Source organism: Vulcanisaeta sp. EB80 (assembly GCF_002078205.2).
In genome coordinates this window covers 24,572-48,238 of record NZ_LCWN02000009.1, presented here as the reverse complement: position 1 = coordinate 48,238, position 23,667 = coordinate 24,572, and the positions used below count along the sequence as shown (strand labels likewise).

24 protein-coding genes are annotated in these 23,667 nt (G+C 46.3%); 18 read left to right on the top strand and 6 right to left on the bottom strand.

The window, feature by feature from the left end:
• Together leuS and B7L70_RS03090 are read right to left on the bottom strand one after the other, a co-directional pair.
• A partial coding sequence (leuS, locus tag B7L70_RS03095; protein ID WP_081226435.1) for a leucine--tRNA ligase occupies positions 1-2,681 on the bottom strand: 2,681 nt, incomplete at its 3' end.
• A gap of 54 nt (positions 2,682-2,735) precedes the next feature.
• Positions 2,736-3,176 carry a CBS domain-containing protein gene (locus tag B7L70_RS03090; RefSeq protein ID WP_081226434.1) on the bottom strand — a complete coding sequence of 147 codons (441 nt, stop codon included), beginning with the start codon at positions 3,174-3,176 and terminating at the stop codon, positions 2,736-2,738.
• Positions 3,177-3,303: 127 nt separating this feature from the next.
• On the opposite strand from B7L70_RS03090, the gene B7L70_RS03085 reads away from it, so the two are divergent.
• On the top strand, positions 3,304-4,185 hold the full coding sequence (locus B7L70_RS03085; protein WP_081226433.1) for a hypothetical protein: 882 nt from the start codon (positions 3,304-3,306) through the stop codon (positions 4,183-4,185).
• Here the strand turns inward: B7L70_RS03085 and B7L70_RS03080 are convergent.
• Positions 4,178-5,041: a PD-(D/E)XK nuclease family protein gene (locus B7L70_RS03080; RefSeq protein WP_238376070.1), complete on the bottom strand. Its 864-nt coding sequence runs from the start codon at positions 5,039-5,041 to the stop codon at positions 4,178-4,180. The two genes, B7L70_RS03085 and B7L70_RS03080, sit on opposite strands and share 8 nt — an antisense overlap.
• An 86-nt stretch (positions 5,042-5,127) precedes the next feature.
• Between B7L70_RS03080 and pyk the strand changes: the two genes are divergently transcribed.
• Positions 5,128-6,489, top strand: coding sequence for a pyruvate kinase (gene pyk, locus B7L70_RS03075; RefSeq protein WP_081226432.1), 1,362 nt, complete (start codon positions 5,128-5,130; stop codon positions 6,487-6,489).
• On the opposite strand, the gene B7L70_RS03070 is transcribed toward pyk, so the two are convergent.
• The gene (locus tag B7L70_RS03070; protein ID WP_081226431.1) at positions 6,470-6,892 is read right to left on the bottom strand and encodes a hypothetical protein; all 423 of its coding nucleotides are present in this window, start codon (positions 6,890-6,892) and stop codon (positions 6,470-6,472) included. The genes pyk and B7L70_RS03070 overlap by 20 nt on opposite strands.
• Positions 6,880-7,410 carry a hypothetical protein gene (locus tag B7L70_RS03065; protein ID WP_081226430.1) on the bottom strand — a complete coding sequence of 177 codons (531 nt, stop codon included), beginning with the start codon at positions 7,408-7,410 and terminating at the stop codon, positions 6,880-6,882. Before B7L70_RS03065 ends, B7L70_RS03070 begins: the two co-directional genes overlap by 13 nt.
• 224 nt (positions 7,411-7,634) lie before the next feature.
• Between B7L70_RS03065 and B7L70_RS14080 the strand changes: the two genes are divergently transcribed.
• From B7L70_RS14080 to B7L70_RS03055, 3 genes are all read left to right on the top strand, one after another.
• Positions 7,635-7,760, top strand: coding sequence for a hypothetical protein (locus B7L70_RS14080; RefSeq protein WP_255408831.1), 126 nt, complete (start codon positions 7,635-7,637; stop codon positions 7,758-7,760).
• A gap of 417 nt (positions 7,761-8,177) precedes the next feature.
• On the top strand, positions 8,178-9,422 hold the full coding sequence (locus tag B7L70_RS03060) for a translation initiation factor IF-2 subunit gamma (protein ID WP_081226429.1): 1,245 nt from the start codon (positions 8,178-8,180) through the stop codon (positions 9,420-9,422).
• On the top strand, positions 9,422-9,823 hold the full coding sequence (locus tag B7L70_RS03055; RefSeq protein ID WP_369907331.1) for a nucleotide-binding protein: 402 nt from the start codon (positions 9,422-9,424) through the stop codon (positions 9,821-9,823). The genes B7L70_RS03060 and B7L70_RS03055 overlap by 1 nt, the downstream gene beginning before the upstream one ends.
• Before the next feature lie 193 nt (positions 9,824-10,016).
• On the opposite strand, the gene B7L70_RS03050 is transcribed toward B7L70_RS03055, so the two are convergent.
• The gene (locus tag B7L70_RS03050; RefSeq protein WP_081226428.1) at positions 10,017-10,820 is read right to left on the bottom strand and encodes an XdhC family protein; all 804 of its coding nucleotides are present in this window, start codon (positions 10,818-10,820) and stop codon (positions 10,017-10,019) included.
• 111 nt (positions 10,821-10,931) lie between these two features.
• Here B7L70_RS03050 and B7L70_RS03045 point away from each other — a divergent pair, with 111 nt between their 5' ends.
• From B7L70_RS03045 to B7L70_RS02990, 13 genes are all read left to right on the top strand, one after another.
• Complete coding sequence (locus B7L70_RS03045; protein WP_081226427.1) at positions 10,932-11,459, top strand: molybdenum cofactor biosynthesis protein B; 528 nt, start codon at positions 10,932-10,934, stop codon at positions 11,457-11,459.
• 216 nt (positions 11,460-11,675) lie between these two features.
• Positions 11,676-11,840 carry a hypothetical protein gene (locus tag B7L70_RS13695; protein WP_202908670.1) on the top strand — a complete coding sequence of 55 codons (165 nt, stop codon included), beginning with the start codon at positions 11,676-11,678 and terminating at the stop codon, positions 11,838-11,840.
• Complete coding sequence (locus B7L70_RS03040; RefSeq protein WP_081226437.1) at positions 11,830-12,906, top strand: hypothetical protein; 1,077 nt, start codon at positions 11,830-11,832, stop codon at positions 12,904-12,906. Before B7L70_RS13695 ends, B7L70_RS03040 begins: the two co-directional genes overlap by 11 nt.
• A 92-nt stretch (positions 12,907-12,998) precedes the next feature.
• Positions 12,999-13,364, top strand: coding sequence for a hypothetical protein (locus B7L70_RS03035; RefSeq protein WP_081226426.1), 366 nt, complete (start codon positions 12,999-13,001; stop codon positions 13,362-13,364).
• 91 nt (positions 13,365-13,455) lie between these two features.
• Complete coding sequence (locus B7L70_RS03030; RefSeq protein ID WP_081226425.1) at positions 13,456-13,905, top strand: CoxG family protein; 450 nt, start codon at positions 13,456-13,458, stop codon at positions 13,903-13,905.
• A 71-nt stretch (positions 13,906-13,976) separates the two neighbouring features.
• Entirely contained in the window at positions 13,977-15,311 is a 1,335-nt protein-coding gene (gene tuf / locus B7L70_RS03025; RefSeq protein ID WP_081226424.1) for a translation elongation factor EF-1 subunit alpha, read from the top strand.
• A 6-nt stretch (positions 15,312-15,317) separates the two neighbouring features.
• Complete coding sequence (rpsJ, locus tag B7L70_RS03020) at positions 15,318-15,629, top strand: 30S ribosomal protein S10 (RefSeq protein ID WP_081226423.1); 312 nt, start codon at positions 15,318-15,320, stop codon at positions 15,627-15,629.
• A gap of 135 nt (positions 15,630-15,764) precedes the next feature.
• Complete coding sequence (locus B7L70_RS03015) at positions 15,765-16,742, top strand: hypothetical protein (RefSeq protein WP_143701511.1); 978 nt, start codon at positions 15,765-15,767, stop codon at positions 16,740-16,742.
• A 243-nt stretch (positions 16,743-16,985) separates the two neighbouring features.
• Entirely contained in the window at positions 16,986-18,191 is a 1,206-nt protein-coding gene (locus B7L70_RS03010; protein ID WP_081226421.1) for a pitrilysin family protein, read from the top strand.
• Positions 18,181-19,644 carry a zinc ribbon domain-containing protein gene (locus tag B7L70_RS03005; RefSeq protein ID WP_081226420.1) on the top strand — a complete coding sequence of 488 codons (1,464 nt, stop codon included), beginning with the start codon at positions 18,181-18,183 and terminating at the stop codon, positions 19,642-19,644. The genes B7L70_RS03010 and B7L70_RS03005 overlap by 11 nt, the downstream gene beginning before the upstream one ends.
• Before the next feature lie 99 nt (positions 19,645-19,743).
• Positions 19,744-20,850, top strand: a complete 1,107-nt coding sequence (locus tag B7L70_RS03000; RefSeq protein WP_162009078.1) for a pitrilysin family protein — start codon at positions 19,744-19,746, stop codon at positions 20,848-20,850.
• A 93-nt stretch (positions 20,851-20,943) separates the two neighbouring features.
• Entirely contained in the window at positions 20,944-22,128 is a 1,185-nt protein-coding gene (locus tag B7L70_RS02995; protein WP_255408833.1) for an argininosuccinate synthase, read from the top strand.
• A 173-nt stretch (positions 22,129-22,301) separates the two neighbouring features.
• Positions 22,302-23,651 carry an argininosuccinate lyase gene (locus B7L70_RS02990; protein WP_081226417.1) on the top strand — a complete coding sequence of 450 codons (1,350 nt, stop codon included), beginning with the start codon at positions 22,302-22,304 and terminating at the stop codon, positions 23,649-23,651.
• Positions 23,652-23,667: the final 16 nt, after the last annotated feature.

The following is a 23,667-nucleotide window of genomic DNA, read 5'->3' as shown; positions in this document are numbered from 1 at the left end:
ACGTAGATGTGCACAGCCTTGGGCGAGATCTTGGTAACCCTAAGTATCTCCTGTACATCCTCGATCGTCCTCTCGACAATATTTATAGCAACATCCAAGTCATCACTTATCAAGCCCTCATCGTACGTGGGCCATGGCTCTAAGGATATGAAGGTTGTGTTACCCATTCTATGCCAAACCTCCTCAGCCATGTGAGGGATGACGGGCTGGAGTAATTTGATCCAGCGTTCAAGTACGTACCAGGAAACCCACCTAACCTCATCCTTGCTTATACCGATAACGCTTGATATTTCAAGGTATTTCTCGATTGACGCTAATACGTCAAAGAATGCCTTGAGGACGTAACCCCTAATATTCTCATTCTCTAAATCCATTGTGGCGTCACGGATAGCCCTATTAATCTTAGATATGATCCAGCGGGTCATTAGTGATAATGAATTGAGGTTAGGCGCGATTGAGGGTTTGCCAGCCTTAATTATTCTGTTAACCACATCCCAGAACTTGACTAATCGACTGGCTGTACTTACCACATCGTCCTCTCTCCAATCGAGTGTTGTGTCTAGGTCAGCCGCGGACGCTATGTATAGTCTCGCCAAGTCAGCGCTGTAATGTGTTGGTATATAGGGTAGGGGTAGTACATTGCCCAGCGACCTGCTCATTTTCATGCCCTCCCTAATCACGTACTCATTGAGTGTTATTGACCTAGGCCAATACCTCTCTGGGAATATGGCGGCGTGGTGGAATATGAAGAAGCTTAGGTGACTGCCAATTAGGTCTGGACCGCTGTGTCTCTCATCGACAGGGTACCAATAATCAAACTCTTTCCTTAAATCCTCAATAAACTCCTTATTGACTCTGAAGACCTTAGCCACAGTTTCCAAATCACCTTCGCCTAGGAATACATAGTTGAAAAACATCATTATTGCACTTAACGCCTCCTCATCAGAACCCCTGCTACTTATTACACGCCTTGCATACTCACCAAGCCTTTTATCAAGCCCTGAGGACTTGATTTTGTGGGCTATTGTATAATAGGCCATGTATATGGTGGAATCACTCAGTGACTCGATAATCCAATCAGGATCCCAGGGCAATCTGGTGCCCAACCCCCTCTTCCTGGCGCATGGTCTCATGGATAACCAATTGAACACGTCCTCGAAGTTCTTCCTATACTTCTCGGGGATTATCTTCATCAAGTTGAGGCACTTGAAAGCCTTGCTCTTCCATTCTGGGTTCCCATAGTTTAGGAACCACTGGTCCTTGATGACGGCTGCAATCACGGGATTGCCGCTCCTCGTAAATACGTTTCTTGGTTCGAGTTCATACATCCTACCCCAGGCGCCTTGTCCCTGGAGTGACTCTATTGTCCTCTCCCTGGCTTTGTTTACACTTAGCTCTGGGAATAATGTGTTCTCCCTCATGACACCATTGTAGAACTCCTCCCTATACACAATCCTAGTTGCCTCATCAAGTCTTTCCCTGTCATTCTGATTCTTTACTCCGAGCTTCTCAACAACGTCTTTAGCAGGGTACTTACCATAATTGGGGAGTTTTATTATTGATATTGGCTCTATACGCTCCACAATATCCTTAATACCGTACTTACTTAAGGTGCTCTCATCCTTCTTGAGGTCGAGTAGGGCTATGTAGTCGTAGGGTGCGTGGGCAGGTACGCTATAGACTATCCCAGTTCCTGTGTTTTCATCAACGAAGGAGGCGGGTAGTACGGGGACACTCCTATTGATGAGCGGCGCCACCACGTACTTACCAATCAATTCCTCACCACGCACTGTACCAAGCACCTTAACGTCATAACCCTGGTAACTGAGCTTCCAGGCGGCTGGTCTCGAGATTATCCACCTCTCGCCATTTACCTCAGTCCTAACATAATCAACGCTTGGGTTAATCCACACATTGGTTATGCCGTATATAGTCTCGGGTCTCAGGGTTGCAGCTACCAAGTATTCGTTCGAACCCTCCAACCTGAACTTAACGAGGTTGAACTCCAGGATATCTATTGCTATTTCATCCCCACCCTTGATATCGTGCTCACCGACAGCCTGCCCCTCATCCGGTGAGTACAGGACCACGTGGCTACCCTGGGTTATGTAACCTGCATTCCTCAATCTATAGTATTGCCATATTATGAAGGCATTATAATCAGGATCACCTGTTGTGAATTGCCTCCTGAAATCCATGGAAAAGCCCAGGGACTTGAAGTCCCTGACGTAAACAGAGGCGAAGAACTTGGCTATATTCCATGGGTTGGTGAATGCGGATAGAGTCTCCTTAACCTTACCTGGGTCATCTACGTATAAGCTCACATACCATGAGTAGAGCTTGATATCGTCCTGGTCACCCTTCATTATCCTATCGGCCACTGACTGAATGGGAGTTCCAGTTATGTGCCATGCTATTGGATATAATACATTGAACCCCCTGGCTCTTTTATACCTAGCCACTACGTCGCCGATCGTGAATGTCCTACCATGTCCAATATGCGGTGATCCGGAAACGTATGGGTAGGGCACGGTAATGAAGTACTTGGGCTTACCAGGTCTTGGTTCTGCGTTAAAGATCCCCTTGTTATACCATTCCTCCTGCCATTTACGTTCAATCTCCCTAACCTCCCTAAGGAAATCACCATACAATTCTTCAACCTTAGACCTAAACTCCCTCATCTCACCTCCCGAGAAAAACCATCATTTTTAAACAATTCCCAAACAAATTTAAACTTAATCTGCACCTCCACTAACGTCTACCTCAGGTTTAGCCTCGGCGAGCTCCGCAAGCCTTGACACAACCCTCTCCTCACTAATTATATCCCTAATCGATATGACACCATGCAATTTCTCACCATCCATAACAATTAAGTGCCTGGTCTTATGATCGTTCATTAATAACGCAGCCTTGTAAATATTATCCCCAGGGTTTACCGTTACTAATTTACCCACAGTGCCAACCTCAGTAACCCTGGCATTCAAGTCCTTACCGCTGGCCAAAGCTCTAATCACATTCCTCTCGGAAATCACGCCAATTGGTTTGCCAGCATCATTCACTATCACTAATAGGCCCACATTCTCCCTAGCCATTATCTCAACGGCATCCCTAACCCTAGCGTTTTGATTTATTACGAGTGGTTTCCTCTTTATTATTTTGTCTACCGTAATGCTCATCGGCAGTTACCATGCATTATCACTTAAAAACCTTACGCATAATCAATAATTATTGATAATTATAAATAATCAATAGGCAAGTAGTGATGAAACAATTTAAAAAAGATAACGTGAATTATACTAAGTAATGGAGTATTCAATGATATCATTCATAGTTGGAATCGCAATCTTCCTAATTCTCATTATCGCATCAGTAGTAGGGCTTAGGAATAGGGTTGCTATAATCCACGGAATAACCAGACACCCATGTACCGGAGATACATGTCCTCTATCTCTAGACTTGTTAATACTTAATCCATTGAGGCTCATCTCCATCGCACCAAGGGGTTTTTATGCATACTTAATGATGCGCTTCATCAAGGATGACGGATCCATAGTACATTTCTTTAGGGGTTACGTACCATCATTGAGCAACACTTGGAGAATTCTAGACTTTATACCCAGTGTTCGATTATTTAATATAGCCATTAGTGGTGATGGTATTCACGTAACGGACATAATGCTACCATACCCATCATTCCTAGAACTACCCGGCAGTTCCTCGTTACCATTTGACACAAAGACGGGCGAGCCAACGGGTATGGTGAATTTCCTAAGCATTAGAAGGGCTTTGGCCGTGGAGATTGGTGAGAAGCTCGTGCAATCCATGAGTTTAGCCGAGATCGTCAAGAGGGTCCTGGTTGATTTAGCGTTTTATGACGGGGTTATTCCCACGAAGTACACGATAGCATTACCGAAATTACTGGCGTTGGCTGGCATTCAGGTTGATGGTGAAGTTAGGATCATTGATGGCTCGACGGGTATGAGTTTCAGGAGGATTATTAAGTGTCCATCAGTGCTTGGTTACGGTATATGCGTCAGAAATGGTATCAGGACAACGTGGGTCTGGGCAACAATGATAGAAGCCCTACTCGGACTGGTTTACGCATTCACATCATCATTGCTACCACTGGTGTTACTACCCATTGCATACCTAGTAGTAATAAGTGCTGCCGGTAGATTCATCTAACGACGCTGTATGGGCAAACCCTCCTATGTTCACAGAGGGAGCATAATCCACGACTTGGGTTCGGCCTTGGGTTCCTAAACCCCAGCCAGTACTCAAGTGCATAATCAACATCTTTAAGGAAGTCATTAAAGGACCTAACCTTGATGCGGTGCATAACCACGTGCTTTGTGAGCGTTATTGCGCCCTCGGCATTTTCCATGTGCTTGATTATAACATCAATGTTGTCAATGATGCGAAAGTCAACACCCCTAATCATCTTAACGACAGCAACACCCCTTGGGCTAAGGCCTAGGTAGGTGAGCATGTGGAAGTAGGACTCGGCCTGTAGGCTTTCCCTACCCCTAACGACTTTGATATTCCTTGGATTGCTCGTGGTCTTTAACTCAATCACATAGGTGGGTTTCCCATCAACGTTTATGATTAAATCTGGGAGCCCGAGTATGGGTACATCACTTCTAACCATGACTAGAGAGGGTTCTTGGATAAATGGTTTTGTGAAATCGGCATAACCAATCCAATTCCTCATCTTCTCGTTAAAGAAGTAAGCGCCTTCCTCGCCCCTATTGATAATTACGGGAGTCCAACCAACATCCAACCCAAGGGCCTCCTCATCCACACCCAACTGCCTGGAATGCTCCAATAATCCATAAACAATACTCTCATTGACAATCCTACCCCTTAGGTAGTCAAGACTGAGCTTATACTCACAACCCCACAGTTGAGACCCAATGTAACCACTCATTAGAAATAAGGCACCATGCTTAAGCCTCGGAATCCTAATCACTTCACTACCCCAATGCAAAACCGCCGATTCGCCCATCAACTCAATGTGGGGCGCTGCATCGAGCCTAGGCACGGTAATTACCAAGCTATAACACGGTAAACCCAGTATAAAGCGTTTACCTTAAGAAGATTTATATTACTTAATATGAGGGTCATGATGTGGGTAAGGTAAAGATCATAGCGACGATAGGCCCTGCCACGGAGAAGCCTGAGGTATTGAGAGAGCTTGTTAGGTATGTTGATGGTGTTAGGATAAACTTCTCACACGGCAATGCCAACGAGTGGAGGACTAGGGTTTTCAACGTCAGAGAATTCAGGGGTGATGTCGCCATACTAGGTGACCTGAGGGGTCCCGGTGTCAGGACTGGGGTCATGAAGCCCATATACCTAAATGCCGGCGATACCGTTGAGTTCAGGTTTGCAAACCAATCAGATGGTAATTACGTGCCTATACCGAACCAATCATTCTTTAGGGTAATAACTATCGATGACATCATTGTGATGAACGACGGTAGGTTGAGGTTGCGCGTGGATAAGATACTCAGTGATAGGGCAGTCCTCACAGCCTTGACAACAGGCTCGATAACCCAGGAGAAGGCTGTCGTAATTAAGGGTAAGGATTACCCAATACCAATACTCGACGATTACGATAGGGAGGCACTGAGGTTCGCCGTTGAGGTTGGTATGGACTACGTGGGCATTAGTCACGTAAGGAGTTCTGACGATATTGAGGAGGTTAGGACGGAACTGAGGAGGCTCGGTGGTGATTGGATCAGGCTTGTGGCTAAGATTGAGGGTCCTGATGCGGTGAAGAACATTGATGATGTCGTGTGCGCGAGCGACTACGTAATGGTTGCCAGAGGTGATTTAGGTATGCACTTCGACCTTGAGGAGATACCCAGGATCCAAAGCTCGATAATAAGGGGAGCTCATAAATGTGGTAAGCCGATGATGGTTGCAACCCAGCTCCTGGAGTCAATGATTGAGCAGCCAGTACCCACTAGGGCCGAGGTTGTGGATATAACGAACGCGGTCATGGAGGGCGTGGACTCATTACTACTGACAGGCGAGACCGCCGTTGGTAAGTACCCAATAGAGGCTGTCCAGTGGTTAAAGAGGGTTGCCGGTGAGTATGAGGATGAGGTGCATGTGGAGAGGGGCGTATTGGCTAATATAACCGATAGGCTTGCCCTGGGCATCATCCAGCTTGCCGAGGATATTGGGGCTAAGATAGTCATTTATTCAAGGGGTGGTAGATTCGTTGAGGTCATCTCTAGGTATAGGCCTAAGGTCCCAACGTACGTCGGCATTAGCGATGAGAGACTACTAAGGAGGTTGAGGCTTTATTGGGGTGTTGAACCCATATTGATTGGGGATGTTAGGGATTACGAGGAGGGAGAGAGGGAGACTTTGAATAAGTTGATTAAGGATGGGTTAATAATCAAGGGAGACCTAGTCCTACTCGCCCATGGGGTTATTGATACGTACAACGACTACGGAATTAGGATAATAAGGGTTTAAGGGTCCTTAAGCACCTGGGATAACGTCTCTTAATTATTAAGTAAGCTATGTACATAATTAGAACATTGATAAGCAGGAGGAAAGCACCGACTGAAGCATAATTCATGATAAAGGCCTTGATTGTTAGGTATAGGAGTACGGAAAATACCGAGGCAATAATTACTATAATCGCGATACACGCATACGTAGCCATGGCATTTCCAATCCTACCCTTAGTTCCAATCACCTTCAGGGCATCCCCAATTCGTTTACCGCTGGGTTCTAGGTAAACCTTGACATAACCAAGCCTTATTAACTCCTCAGCGGCCCTCCTCTCATTCTCACTTAACGAATCATAAGCCACCCTACCACTACCCAAAATCCTCCTCAATAGCCTCTCTGCATCCTCGCTTAACTCGCCCATCTAAACACCACCCTGCTAACCAATTCAGATGGTTCTAATTGCCTAAATACAACATTACGGGTCCTAAGAAGCTCAACCGCAGTGTTGAGTCTAACAAGTACGTCATTGATGTCGTTACCATAAATCACCAGGTAATGGTCATTACCATCATTGATAATAGCCCCTAGCCCAGCTACATCACCCATTAATGACGAATCAAGGAAACCCAGCCAAAGCGCGGAGATCCAATTGTCACCAATACGCACAATCCAATCGCCAATATCCACATTAAAGCACACCTTACTTGATTTTAAATTGTTGATATCTAACGTATCATAACTCCTAACAACCCCAACCCTCACCCTCGTAACACTAACATCACCAGGTTTACTCATACGTCTAAAGACAAGAAAGTATACAAGCAGTAGAACTACCGTAATGACCACGAATAAGATGGGACTTATGAGAAATAGAACAAAAGCCATCAAAATACCCAAAATCCAGTACCACCTCCTCCTTAAAAAATCACTAACACCCATTATCAGCAAAATAACCTAATCATGAACTCTAATTAACCAAATGGATAAAAAGAGAGAGATAAAGCATAAAATCAAGAACCTCTGGGAATAACACAACATAACTAAGCTTATAAAAATAAACATAAACTCCCACGAAACAAAATTCCCCTCACTTTATTAAGCATGTTACGAATCAACGTCAACAAAAAATAAGTATTTACATAGGATCAATATTAATAATTAATTTGAAACGTTTAAGAGGCAGCAACTTCATACTTTTATCGTGCCCAAGAAATCCAAGAAGACCACAGAGGAGAAGAAGGAGGGAGAGAAGGCAGAGAAGAAGAAGTAAGGCAATATTTTACGAATAACCGCTTTAAATGCATTTATTTTAAAAATCAATTTATTTTTCTATTTTTCATAAACCCAGGTAATACCGCTATAAGTATGGCCGGTTGCATGCCCAACCACGGCATAACCCCCCTTCTGTAGCATTGCTCTAAGGCCCTACCCGGACCTCACCCGTGGAGATCACAGGTCCCTACTTGGGCCACCATCCCCTGCGACCTCTCGGTCGGCGGGTTGCCCCGCGGGGATCCACGGCTTTGGGGGAGTTTCCTCAGGTGGGTCGTTGCCGAACCCACCCGGTTCGAGGCCGTGGTTGGGCATGCAACCGCGCTTTAATTTAGAGTTGGTGTATAAACCTTAGCTTAGTTTGTGCCTTGGGTTATGAGTTCGAGGTATGGAATAATTAAATCTTATAAACCCTTAATTCGGATACGGTTTGAATGGGTAAATACATATATCCCGATGCGATTATTACAACGGCTGGTCATGTGGATCATGGAAAAACAACATTGGTTCACGCATTGAGCGGTGTTTGGGTTGCCAGGTATAGTGAGGAGATTAAGAGGGCTATGACTGTTAAGTTGGGCTACATAACAATAGGCCTTTATGAGTGCCCTTCAATGGAGGGTGAATTTAGGGTTATTAGTGATGGCTTGCTTAAGGATGGTAAATGTCCCAATGGTGATGAGCCGATACTGAGGAGGAAGGTGTCAATACTCGATGTTCCAGGACATGAGGTCCTGATAAGCACCATGATATCGGGCATCTCCTACGTGGATGCAGCCCTGCTCGTTATTGACGCATCAATGCCTGTACCGCAACCACAAACTGAGGAGCACTTCACTGCATTATCCATAATGGGCCTTGATAAGTTAATAGTTGTCCAGAACAAGCTTGACCTGGTCGCTAAGGAGCAGGCCCTTGAGAATTATAAACAGATCAGGCGTTTCCTTAGTGGTACCTGGGCTGAGGGTTCGCCTGTGATCCCGGTCTCGTCATTGCATAAGGTGAATATCGAGGCCGTATCCACGCTGGTAGATAGGTTGGTTAAGCCTAGGGAGGTCTCGGATGGTGACTTTAGGATGTTGGTGCTTAGGAGCTTTAATGTTAATAAGCCTGGAACGACACCGGATAAGTTGGTTGGTGGTGTCCTTGGTGGTACGGTTATTCGCGGCATGGCAAAGGTCGGTGATGAGATTGAGATAAGGCCTGGGCTTAGGCTTGGTAATAAGTATGTACCAATAACGACTAAGATAGTTAGTATAGCTATTGGAAACGAACGCGTTGATGAGGCAAGACCTGGTGGCTTGGTGGGCATTGGCACGGAGCTCGACCCAGCGTTAACGAAAGCCGACTCACTAGTGGGTAGTGTTATTGGTAAACCTGGCACATTGCCGCCTGTATGGAGTGACCTATCCCTAGAGTTTCACAGGATTGAGAAGCCCGGTGATGAGGCCCTGAAGGAGCTCTCGTTCAAACCTAGGGATGTGGTTATGGTCCATGTGGGCTCAGCAGCCGTTATGGGCATAGTCAAGGGATTCCACGGAGACAGGTTAGATATTATGCTTAGGAAGGCTGTGTCCGCGGAGGAGGATTCCAAGGTTGTTATTACTAAGCAGGTTAATAATAGATGGAGGATAGTTGGTTACGGAATTCTTAAGGACGGTAACGTTGTCCTTGATTGATGATTATGATGAAAATAGAGTGCGTTACCTTTGATAGTAGTGCGTTGCTGTTTATGTTTACTACGGGTTCAAGGATCTTGGATCAAATAATCAATATTATTGAGTCACCCATAATACCCATAATCCCATACCCAATAATTAATGAGTTAAGGAAACTTAGTGACTCAGGTAGACCTAGTATTGCGAAGGCCGCCAGGAGTGCGTTAGATTATGTGCTCAATAACTTCTCCATCGCGATGGTGGAGGGTTCACCTGATGATTCTGTCATTGAGGTTTCCAGGAGGTATGGGTGTATAGCCATTACACTAGATATGAAATTACTAAGGAGGTTAAGGAGTCTAGGCATTAGGACTATTTACTTACGAGCCAGTTCAAACATGCTCGAATCAGACCTCCAATAATAACTAGTATTCCTCATAGGCAGCATGCACGAAAATAACCTTTTAAAGCATAGAGTTGTAATAAGGTATCTGGGGGCGAATGAGGGCGGGTCACTAGGCGGCCTTCGCGCCGCAGGCGGCACTTTGCCCGACACCCCCTATCGTAGTCTTTATTGTTGCTGATGGTATCTCTCAATTTTACAAATTTATGATTTTATAATTTGAATTGGTTTGGTCTCCAGCCGCATGTTGTTTCCTGGATTCTTCCCTCGAGTGCGTCCTTTAACAGCTTTCTTGGGTCCTTAACCTCCATCATGGGTTTACCACTTGCGTTTCTGATGAACATGGTAACCTCAGCCAATATACTGAGGGCTATCTCGCCTGGAGTCTTTGCGCCAATATCTAAGCCAATTGGTGAGTGTAACCTGCTTAACACATAATCCAGCTCCAACCCTCTCTTCACCATTTCCGCAATCATTACAGCAGCCCTCCTCTGACTAGCCAGTAGGCCAACGAACCTGGCTCCACCCCTTAAGGCCATGTATAGGGCATCTGCATCATAGGGCTTGCCACCCTCGTTAGCGATAATGACTATGGAATCATTCACAATCAACTTCTCTAAATCCCTCAGGTCATTGCTGATGAGGTAGGCATTACTGAAGGCGTCTTTATCCACATCATTACTGCCTACAACAGCTATGTAATAACCAACTGCGCTTCCAACATCAACCAAGGCCTTGGCTATTAACCCAGAACCAACAACAATTATTGTTGGCCTAACCTCAATCGGTTCGGCGATAACCCTGGTATCGCCAATCACGACATCGACAATCCTATTTTCAGCCAACGCCTTATTCGCAACTTCAATAATGGAATCATTCGCAATACCGAGCATCGCCTTACCATTGATGACTATGTCAGAGGCAGAATCATTACCTTTAATCAACTTGACAATAACTGCCTTACCACCCAATGATGTAGTGCTAGTCAATGCCCTAAAGAACTCGCAGGAGGACACGGTTACTTATATTATTTATTTAAAGTTAGATAAATCTTTCTTGCCTGCTCTTATTTCACTATTCAGAGGTGTTAGGGAGTGTTTAAATAAGAACTCTGATTATGTGTAATGATGAGCGTGCCCAGGACTACGCATAAGGAGGCCGGTCCAAAGGTTGCCAATTTCTTCATAATCACAGTGTCCACATCGAGGTATAACGCAAAGATCAATAATCAACCGTACACGGATGAATCTGGTGATGTTGCCGAGTCAATGTTGAAGGAGGCTGGGCAGAGGGTAGTTGGTAGGGACTTGATTAAGGATGACTTGGTCATGATAAGGTCACTCGTGGACTCCCTACTGCTCAGGGATGATGTCGATGTCATAGTACTCACGGGAGGTACTGGGTTGGCCAAGAGCGATGTTACGATAGAGGCCGTAAGACCGCTCTTTGAGAAGGAACTTGAGGGGTTCGGCGAGTTATTTAGGTACCTGAGCTACCCCAAGATCGGTACTGGCACAATAATGACCAGGGCAACGGCTGGTATATCCAGGGGTAAGTTGATAGTGGCGTTACCCGGCTCGCCCGATGGTGTTAAGACCGGGTTGGAAATAGTGCTTCAGGAGCTCCCGCACATACTCTACATAATCAGGAGTTAATTGATTAGAGCTCGGCCTCATTGTGGTTAAGAGCCACTCGGCTTCATTGCTCCTTTTTCCTCCCCGTGCCGTCTACGGGACTGGCTCCCATCGAGGACACGGGGGTTTCCTCGGGTGCCTTCCTCCACCTCGCAACTGCTCACAGGCTTCACAGTGGCACCCTCCGATTTAGTGTTAGCATAAAAGTTTATAAATTTTAATGCTTCTAGCGCTCTTGTGAAGCAGTTGGTTTTTAGGTCAACGGTTTCGAGTTATGGTACTGATAGGTATGGGAATAGGAGGTATGGTATAACCATTCCATCAAAACTTAGGGAGAAGGGGGAGGAATTGTACGGTAAGGAGGTGGTTGTGATTGTTATCCTACCGGATGATGAGGAGTGAGCTAACCGGCTCTAAGGAGGCTCTTGGTAAGTTTCAATTCGTCACAATAAGTGGTAGGGTTGAGTTTGAGGACGTGGGTAGGGTGGTTAAAATCGCTCACTACTACTCAAGGGCTGTGAAGGCTGGGATTAACCTAGCACTAAAGGGAGTTCCCCTAAACGATGCTGTCAAGGAGTTGTATAGGATTATTCCATATGCCTTCTATGCCGAAACAGCCTATAAGCAAGCCCTAGCGTTGATTAAGAACGGTGGTAATAAGATTGAAATAAGGAGGAGGTGGATTGCATGTAAGGGGAGTAAGGCAGATAGGGGTAATAGGGGGATAAAGTTCCACGTCTTGGAGGATCACGTTGAGGTTAAGGTTAAAGACCCATGGGGTAGGTGGATTGTTGGGAGAGCCTACTTCGGTAGGAAGTACCTACCACTACTCCGTGAATTAGAGGAGTTAGCGGGTAAAGGGGAAGAGGGTTACGGTGCAGTAATCTCCTTTAAGGAAAAGCCAATGATTCATTTGCAGATCCCGCTATGGCTTTATCTGAAGCACTTTTCAGTGAAGAAGCCCATCGGTTATGGTCTTATTGCCGGTTTTGATTTGAATAGTGATAGGCTTAATGTGGTCGTGATTGATAGGGATGGTAGGATTGTTACGACAAGGACTTATTGGTACCCAGAGGTTACTCGACCCGGATTTCCAAGGGAGAAAGGAAAAGCTCTACGTTTGAATGCATTATCTAACGCCCTGAAGTTCCTCTCTAGGATTGGTGTTGATTACGTGGTCTTCGAGGACCTATTCCTAGTGAAGGGAAGAAGGAGGTTCACGAAGAGCAAGAGCGGTAATAGGAGGATTTCACGATTTGCCAAGAGGCAGCTGTTAACCCACGGCGTCATTAAATCACTAAGGCTAGGCTTTAACGTAATCCTAGCAAACCCCAAGGGCACCACAAACTCCAAGGAGCATGAGAAAGTAATGAAGGAAAGGGGCTTCGACAGGCATACTGCATCCGCCTACTTAATAGCATTAAGGGGACTAGAAACAAATAGCATTAAAGGGGTTAGAAGTAATTAGAAGCAACGAACAGTTACGTAAAAACGTTATAGACAGAGGTAGTTAGTGCACCTGTGGATTCCCTTAAATCCTTAACGCTGCATTATCGTCTGATGGACCTCATACTTTCAATAATACCGTTCGCGGGATCGGTGCTCATGACCTACTACACATACGAAAACTACAGGTATGTCAACGTGTGCCTACCAGGCGTGTTTCATTGTGAGCGTTTCAATTTCATAGTGCCCAGAAGAATAAGGTTGGTGTTGGCCGTTGGTGCGGCTGTGGTTCTTGCAGTATTAGGTGTCTTATTTATTCTCAATATGTACTTACCGGCCCTCATCATCTCATTGATGGGCTTAATAATTGGGGTTTACGGCATATACCTACAGGTGAGTCATAGGACGTATTGCATGTATTGCTTAACCACCGATATCATACTCCTCATATCAGCCTTGATCGCGGTCTTAAATTTGTAGGGATTACGCCTTATGAGTATAAAATACTTAAGAAACGCATTTTTACCCAATGGCGAAGTACTTTTAAGATAATAATCCTTGTTTATCCCGTATGGTGAAGGTTCACTATGAGGGTTCCTTCGATGTCAATAAGCCTAGGGATTTCGTTTACAACTTTCTCGTGGAGCCCAGGAATGTCGCTTCACTAATACCTGGCGTGGAGTCCGTGGAGGTTTTAGATCCAGATAATTTCAGGGTTAGGGCTTCGCTGGGTGTTGGTGCGATCAAGGGTACCGTAAACATCACGGCGAAGTTCGCCGAGAAAAAGCCTCCGGAGAGTGCTAAGGTTGTTGGTAGGGGTAGTGGTATGCAGAGCACGATGGATTTTGAGATGGGCTTTAAACTTGAGGAGACAGTTTCAAGCAGTACCAAGGTTAATTGGTACTTCGATGGTAATGTTGGTGGTTTGATAGGTTCAATGGGTGCCAGGGTACTTGACCCTGTGGCTCAGAGGATTGTTCAGGATACCGTGCAGAAGCTAAAGCAGAAGTTGACGCAGTAGGTCTTGATGGGATGCACAGTTGTTAAAACCCAAAAACTTATTAACTCATTCATAACTCGGTCTTGATAGGTATGAGCCTAGTACTAAAGCCTAAGGAGTCAGCCCTACAGAAGCCGCACATTAACCTAGCCGTAATAGGGCATGTGGATCACGGTAAATCAACACTTGTGGGACACCTACTGGTGGTGACTGGCTATGTCGATGAGAAGGGCTTCAAGGAACTTGAGGAGCAGGCTAAGAAGATGGGTAAGGAGGACTTCGTCTATGCCTGGGTAACAGACAGGCTTAAGGAGGAGAGGGAGAGGGGTGTCACGATAGAGGCAATGCACGTGGGCTTCGAGACACCCAAGTACTTCATAACAATAATCGACCTACCAGGCCATAGGGACTTCGTTAAGAACATGATAGTTGGTGCAAGCCAGGCAGATGCAGCCTTACTGGTGATTTCAGCAAGGCCAGGTGAGTTTGAGACGGGTATTGGACCACAGGGACAAACTAGGGAGCACCTATTCCTGGCAGCCACATTGGGTATTAGGCAGGTCATAGTTGCCGTTAATAAGATGGACGTTGTTAATTATGATCAGAAGAGGTACGAACAAATTAAGGCTGAGGTTGGCAAGCTCATGAAGCTGCTAGGCTATGATCCATCGAAGGTGCCATTCATACCGGTTAGTGCGTTGAAGGGTGATAATATTAAGGAGAAGAGCAACAACACACCTTGGTACAATGGACCCACACTAATCGAGGCCCTTGACACCATACAACCACCACCGAGACCCGTGGATAAGCCATTCAGGTTGCCTATACAGGACGTCTACACAATAACAGGTGCAGGTACGGTGGTTGTCGGCAGGGTAGAGACCGGGGTTCTTAAGGTCGGTGATAGGGTTGTCATAATGCCACCCGCTAAGGTTGGTGATGTGAGGAGTATCGAGACTCATCACATGAAGCTCGAGGATGCAAAGCCCGGCGACAATATCGGTATAAACATTAGGGGTATTGAGAAGGAGGATGTGAAGAGGGGCGATGTGATAGGTCACCTCGCCAATCCGCCAACCGTTGCCGAGGAGATCGTGGCGAGAATCGCCGTTCTATGGCACCCAACAGCCATAGGGCCTGGCTACACGCCAGTTCTGCACGTGCATACGGCTACAATACCAACACAGATCGTAGAATTAATAGCTAGGCTAGACCCAAGGACTGGCCAGACTGTTGAGCAGAAGCCACAGTTTATTAAGCAGGGCGATGTTGCGGTCGTTAGGTTGAAGCCCCTTAAAGATGTTGTTGTTGAGAAGTTCAGTGACTTCCCAGGCCTTGGTAGGTTCGCCCTTAGGGATATGGGTAGGACAATAGCCGCCGGCCAGATAATAGAGGTGAAGCCTAAGAAGGTTGAGATAAAGGCGTGATGATTAATGCCGAGAAAAGCGCGAATACGCATTTGGGGCACGGACAACAAGCAGGTGGATGACCTAGCAAACGAGATAGTCGGTATAGCAAAGAAGCTGGGTGTAAAGGTCTCGGGCCCAATACCATTACCAAGAAAGAGGTTGCTCGTGACCGTCAGGAGAGCGCCCAGTGGTCAGGGTTACCACACATACGATCATTGGGAGATGAGGATATACAAACGATTAATCGACATAGACGCGGACGAGAGGGCACTAAGGCAATTAATGAGGATTAGGATACCCGAGAACATAAAAATAGAAATAGAACTAATAGATTAATACAATCACGGCATCATTAATAATTCATTAAACAATCAAAACTAATTGCGATGCTTCGCTATCATTTATCCTTAAGAGTTGTTATTTTAAATGAACAGGTACAACAGAAAAAAGTGGTCATTAACAATAATACGTATGGTTAGGCAAAGCATGAGGAGGTACGGGATTGCCATAATAATTGGTACGTTAGCCCTGTTGGGCATAGTGCTTGCCGTGGTATTAAACCTATGGACACCCACGAAAATTTACGACTCACTCACGGCAACGCAAAGTTTTACGGTCGTCGCCAATTTCAGCAGTGGTTCCATACCGCCTTCACTCATGTATAAAATGATAAATAACACGTATGAGAGCGCCCTGAAGGGCTTCGTCACACTAGAACAACCACCATACCCAGTGGTTAACGTTAAACTATTCAGCAATACCCTGGTTACGTTTAAGTTACCTAGCGGCTTTAGGTACGAATATGTATCAATTGTCATTCACGACAATAGGATCTATGTGTACGAATTTAATAACGCACAGGATTATAAGTTATACACGGTAGTCTCAAGGCCTATAGCCTCAGTAACAGTAAAGATAATATACCCTGAAATTAAGGTTGGGAACACCACATTAGTACCGGTCAACACATTTACAATTGAAAAGTTCAACGTACCATTACCAGGCACATTGGATGCGTCAGTCGACCCAGTGACTTATTTTGAATCGGATTCAATCACGTGGTACGACGTATTCGGTTCAGTAGTCGCAGCAAATACCACTGCGGCGGGTTGGTTCTACATAGTGCCTTATCAGGAGGTTAATAGTATAACAGTTGATGGTAGCTCATACCCAGGTTTTGGGTATGAATTATGTACGTCGAATGCGCCAGGCCGAACCATAGGTGTTGGTTCATACGCAGCTCAGACATATGTTTGGGCTGGTTATGCAGCCAATCTATGCCCGGTCACCTATGTACTTTCTAACTGGCCGTGGGTTGGCATGGATGCCGCAGGCAATGTTTATAAACCAACATCACCCCCTGGAGCGATGTCAGAGGAACCTGGATGCGGATGCTCGGGTGTATCGTTCACGTTTGAGTTTCCGCTGCCAATATCTGGCGAGGGCTGACCCTTTCTATTCGAAATAAGTATATTAAAATAACTTATTTTGTTTCTCTTAGTTTCAGTTCCTCAGCCCTCATCACTGGCTATGCTCAGTGGGCTCTAAATTCATCAAACAAGGCGAGTTGGTTTCAACGCCTATAAGGTTTTTGTTGGAGTTGCGTTCAGTTTAGAACCGATTCTTCATCCCTCCGCGAACTCGGCACTCATCACCGTAATACATTTATTACTGCGCGCTTATTAACCATTAATGATTCGTACCTTCCTCGACAACGGTTTAACGGTCATTGTTCACCGAATGCCTGTGGATGTTGCCGCAATATACATGTTCTACAATGTTGGTGCTAAGAATGAGTACGCCGGCATCTACGGTGGTTCTCACCTTGTTGAGCACATGTTATTTAGGAAAATTGAGGGCTTGGACAAGAGTATTGATGAGCTTGTCGAGGGTGTTGGTGGGTACTTCAATGGCTTCACGAACTACGACTACACGGCGTATGTGGAGGTGCTTCCGCTTGAATCCGTGGAGTTGGGTCTCGAGATCGAGAGTAAGAGAATGGTTGGCGCATTATTTGATCCTGGGGAGTTCGAGCTGGAGAGGAAAATCGTGCTTAGCGAGTTTGACATGAATGAGAACGAGGTGGACTTTAGGTTGATGTACAGGGCCTCGATGACCGCCTGGGACACCCATCCCTATAGGTATGCTGTGATTGGTTTGAGGAGGGATCTAAACAAGGTTTCCAGGGATGAACTGTACAGGTACTACAGGCGTTATTACAATACGAGGAACGCAGTATTAGTGATCATCGGCGGTTTACCGGAGGAGAAGGCTATCGAGTTGGCTAGGAAGTACTTTGGTGGATTGGGGGAAGGTGGTGATGCTGGTTCCGTGGAGGCTTGGGATGAGAACATGCCGGGTAGGGTTAGGATCGAGATAAGGGCACCGCCTAATGAATCGCCGAGGCTGTTATACGCCATTAAAGTGCCTGGCGTTCACGATATAGAGGGCTTCAGGGAGGTTGTGCTCTTCGACTTCGTGGTCTCCGGTGATAGGGCGTTCACATACGGCTTAACTGCCCGAGAACCAATGGCTGTGCCAAGGTCCTCTAGGTTGTATAGGTTGGTTGAGGAGGGTCTTGGCGATGTTGTGTATAGTTATTACGAACCAACACTCATGAACAACCTGTACTACGTAATAGTCTATGGCGTGAAGGATCCGGATAAGGTTGTTGGTAAGATTGAGGAGTTGATAATGGAGAGACCGAATGATGAGGAACTTGAATTCGCCAGGGAGAGAATCATGGCTAGGTTGTCCTTCTCCATGGATGCACCCAGCAAATTAGGGCAGTACGGGTTATCCCAATTATTCACAGGTGACAACGGAACAAGTCTCGCCCTTTCTTGTCGTGGGTGGTTTTTAAGTCTGGTTGTTGCTTTTCTTGTGGATGTTGTGTAGGGCTGTTGCTGTTGAGCTGGAAGTCCCCAAGGGTGTTTCTAAGCTACTTTATTCTGTAGAATCTGTGTACCTAGGCATTGTTAGGGAGGTTGTTGAATACGCCGTTAAGAACAATGTTTTGAGTGCAACACAACTCCAGGGCTTGTTCTACAGCAGGTATAGGAGTGAGTATCCAGACTTGCATGCCCACCTAATAATCCAGGCGATTAGGCAGGCATCGCAAATCGCGAAGTCATTCATGGAGAGGAGGAGGAAGGGCTTGGCGAATAAGCCCTACCCGGAGGTTAGGAGCGTCTCGATTAGGTTTACGGAGAAGGCATGGAGTTATGATCAATTCGTTAAATCAATAGCACCGGTTAGGCTTGAGCTATCCTTACCCAATGGTCGAACCGAGGTTTGGCTTAGACCGCACAAGCGCTTCTGGCTCTACTGGTGGAGGGTACTAACTGGAGAAGCCGAGCTAGCGAGTACGTTGATCATTAAGAGGAAGGCTAACAAATGGTACGCCATATTCATCTTCAAGCTGAAGCCCAGGGAGGAGGAGCTAAAATCAATTGTTGCCTTCGACATCAATGAGAACACGGTAGCCGTTGGTAAGATTGACCTACCATCCACGGTGGACAAGGTGACTGATTGGAATAGGCAGTATCTCATGCCACAACTCTACATGATAAGGACTGATTTTGGTAGACTAGCCAGGAGGTATGAGGCAATTAGGAACACAATTATCGAGAGACTAAAACCACACTTCACATTACCGAATGGTAAGTACGTGAACATTACAGATACGAGAGAGTTTAGGAAGCGTGTTAAGCACCTAAGGGAGAGGGTTAGGAAGGTTGGTCGTGTTAGGCATGTGGCTAACGAGTTAACAAAGACGCCGGCAATAATCATAACCGAGGAGCTTGGTGATAACCCTCAGGAGTCGATGATTGAGGATGTTGGGAAGAGTGAATTGAGGCATAGGATTAAGCAAACACCGTTCAAGGCTGTAGAGAGGGCTGTGGAGGATAAGGCTTTGGAACATGGATCCAAACTGTTCCACGTATCATTCTACAGGAACAGCAGAGTATGCCCAATACACTTCGTGAGGTTGAAGAGGACCGATGATTGGCACATCCTAAAATGCCCAGTGGGCCACTACGTAAATAGGGATCATGCCTCAGTCATGAATATGGCTTGGAAAACAACTCCAGAGGCATGGACAAAAGGCGTGTGGTGGGACTTGAGGAAAAACATGAACTGGAGAAAGTACGAAGGAAAGTCAAACCCACTAATACCACACCCCATCGTGCAGTATCTACGTGCCATACTAAAGACCTTCACGGCCAGCGAGGAAAGCCCCGCAGTGCTGGCCCGGGGCAAACCCATGAACCACCACCGGATACGAAATGAAGGTGGCGGCGAGGAAACCTCCCAAAAAGGGAGGAGGTCAGCCAAATGCAGTTACTAAGGCTATTGAGGGTGCCACGAGATTGGGTAGTGATGAGTATATGGATTTCGCGAGTAAGTTATTGAGTTCTCCAATAATCATCACTTATAGGTGATGGGCATGAATAGACTATTCATTAAATCGCCCGTTAATGATGTTGCCGTAATAAACCTCGCACTAAACCTAGGCTCGCTCCAGGAACCAGTTCCAGGAATTGCAAATGTGCTAATACCACTGTGGAGAATGAGCGACTACGCGAAGGAGCTTGAAAGAGTGGGCGTCTCCTTCGTAATCGAGAAGGGGCTTGATTACCTAATGGTTAGGGCTAAGGCTAGGTACTCGGTTATCCCCAAGGCGGTGGAATTACTGGTAAAAACCCTGCTAAATCCGCCAATCGATAGGTTGGATGACGCGATTAGGGAAGCAGGTACTCGCATTACGCTATCTAGGGAGGATGTCATCACCCTATCTATAGCTGAGGCATTAAAATTGTTATTTAATGACCATCCATACTCGAGACACCCCACGGCTTATGAGTATAAATTAACGGGGATAACGAAGGATGATGTTAGGAGGGCGATTGATGGATTACGTGCTATATCCCTAACGGTTGTGGCCCTTGAGGATGTGGTTGAGGTTGATCTACCAAGTGCTAACTATGTGGAGATACCCGTTAGGGGATTTGGTAGTGGTAGTAGGGATGTTAGGCTTGAGGGTAAGGTACAAACCGCGGTTGTAATTATGTACCCAACATACGGTATAAAGGACGTTGAGGGGTCATTTAGGATGGACGTCGCTAATACAGTAATAGGTGGTATGGGGTTGGTATCTAGGTTGTACAGGGAGGTTAGGGTGAAGAGGGGGTTGGCGTATTACGCCTACTCCATGTACTGGCCACTGGGTAGTTCTGGTGTGTTCATCGCAATGGCTGGTGTGCGTAGGGAGTTCGTTAAGGATACCATCGATATTATGCTGAACACGATAAGTAATTCATCATTGAGTGATGATGAGTTGGCTATGGCTGTGAGGAATAGGATCGGTAGGCTTAAGGTCATGAAGGAGTCTCCTGAGGGTATCGCCAACGTACATTCGGTAATACCCACATACGGCCTACCGAGCGACTACTATGATAGATACATAAATTATATAAGGAATTTAAGGCCTGAGGATGTGGCTCACGAAATAAGAGACTTGCAACAACCCGTCATAGTTACTGTAGGTACGTAACATCGCTATATCCTATTTAGGAAAAATTTATTAATATATAAGGTCCTTGTTTCGCGTGAATTACCTAAACCGGAGCACAGGAAACCCAGTAAAATCGCCCTGGCTTACTCAGGCGGTTTAGACACTACAGTGGCTATTCATTGGCTTAGGAATAAGTTTAATGCCGAGGTTATCACGGTCACGGTAGACGTGGGTCAGGACGATGATTTTGAAGAAATAGAGAGAAGGGCTTACGCAACAGGCGCGTCTAAGCATGTCTATGTTGACGCAAAGAGTGGGTTCGCCAATGGTCCAGTGGCAATGGCTATAATGGCCAATGCCCTTTATGAGGATAAGTACCCTCTTGGTACGGCCCTAGCTAGGCCATTAATTGCCGAGAAGGTCATTGAGGTAGCTAGGAGGGAGGGTTGCGATGCGGTGGCCCATGGATCCACGAGTAAGGGTAACGACCAGGTCAGGTTTAATGAGACCCTAATGGCCCTGGCACCCGACATAGCGATAATAGAGCCGGCCAAGATCTGGGGCATGGATAGGGCCAGTGAGATAGATTACGCCAAGAAGCACGGAATACCAATACCAAGCATCCACAGTAGGTTCAGTATTGATGATAACCTCTGGTCAAGGAGCATAGAGGGTCGTGAGATTGACGATCCATTGGCCGAAGTGCCTGAGGATGCCTTTAAATGGACGGTATCGCCTGAGAGTGTTCGTGAACCGTTGATTCTGGATATCGAGTTCAGGGAGGGATTGCCCGTGGCTATTAATGGTGAGAAAATGGACCTGGTTGGTATAATCACCACGTTGAATAGGGTCGTTGGTGCGCATGGATTCGGTAGGGTTGATCATGTGGAGAACAGGGTTGTTGGTTTTAAATCCAGGGAGGTTTATGAGGCGCCAGCGGCATTAACACTCATCGAGGCGCACAGAGATCTTGAGAAGCTCGTTTACACGCCACTTGAGTATAGGTTTAAGAGGGTCGTCGATCAAACCTGGACCGACCTGGTCTATCAGGGGCTTTGGCACGAGCCATTGCGTGAGGAGCTAGAGTCATTGGTTAGGGCAATGAATAGGTGGGTCAGCGGTAAGGTTAGGGTTAAGGTGCTCGGTGGTTTGGCTATTCTCGGTAGGGAGAGCCCATACGCAAGCTATAGCAAGGAGCTTGTCGATTACGTAGGCGGTTGGTACCCAAGTGAGGAGGAGGCGAGGGGCTTCATAAAAATGCACACAATGCACTCACTAACGGCCTTCAGGGCTAGACGTAAGGTTGTAACGCCTTAATCATTAGGTCGAGTCATTTTAGTTCAAAAGTCTCAATCAACAAGTACTGCCCGTTTTCAACTGTGGGGTGTTGCATGAAAACGACAAGATAGAGCCTAGAGCTTCATGTTTAACAATTACTTTTGAAGGTGAGGTAGAGTATATTATCCCCCTAATGTGGTTATACATAGCCTATGTATCGTAGGGAGTTGCTCGGGTCTGGGGACTTGGTTAAGGTTAACTACACATCTTCGATAGTTGATGATACTGAGATATTCAAGTACGTGATTGCGGCGTTGATTGTTCATGTTAATGAGCTCGAGAGGCAGGGTGTACTGAGTGGTGATGAGGCGGGCAGGGTTAGGAAGGCGTTGAGGGGTATTTACCGCGATGGCTATAGGCCTGGTGAGGGTTTTGAGGATGTTCATGAGTTCGTGGAAGCTGAGTTGATTAGGAGGGTTGGGCAGGTTGGTGGTTGGGTTGGGCTTGGTAGGTCCAGGAATGACCACGTGGCCACCGCGATTAGGCTTAGGCTTAGGGAGTACATGCTCGACCTAATCAGTGAGCTTATTGAGCTCAGGAAGACCCTGCTCACCAAGGCTGGGGATGCGGCAGACCAACTCATAATTGGGTCCACCCATAGGCAGCCTGCCCAGGTCACCACGTTGGGTCATTACCTGTTAGCGCTGGATGAGTTAACGAGCGATCTGCTTAGCCTACTTATTAGTTCCTACGCGATAGTTGATAGGTCGCCGTTGGGTACCGGCCCGCTGGCTGGTGTTTTGGCGAGGATTGATAGGTCTAGGGAGGCTGGCGAGCTTGGGTTTGGGGATGTCGTTAATAACAGTATCTATGCCACGGGCTCCAGGTTCTTCATGGTCCAGGTAATAGCCTTGATCGTTTCCTACCTAGTCGAGGTTGGTAGGTTCTTGAATAACATCGAGATGTGGTTAATGCCACAGCTCAACTACGTAACGGCTGACCCAAGCCACCTAGCCACGAGTAGTATAATGCCTCATAAGCGTAACCCTGCGACCCTCGAGGTGTTTAGGGCTAGGATTGGGGAGGCTGTGGGACATTTGGTGGCTATGCTCTCCATAGAGAGGCCCGTGGAGTTTGGGTACCAGCTTGACCTGCAGGAGGAGACGAGGCATGCCTGGGTTGTGATGAGGATAGCCATTGAGGGGATCTCTATATTGAGGGACTTCGTAGCGGGGTTGAGGGTTAACGCCGAGAGGATTAGGGAGGACCTTGCCAGGTATCCCGTGACCACGGCTGAGTATGCAGAGTTTGTATCGATCAGTGAGCATAGACCGTTTAGGGAGGTTTATAATGAGGTTGCCAGGGCAGTGAGGAATAATGAGCTTGATAAGGTGTCCTTAAACCCTACCCAGGTAATCAATGAGAAACTGAATGAAGGCTCACCAAACCCAAACCAGGTTAGGGAGGAGGCGGCAAGGAGGTTTCATAGCATTGAGCAATTGAGTAATTGGGTATTAGATAATAGGAATAAATTACTCAGCGTATTAAAATTATTATTATGATTAATAATGAACAAAT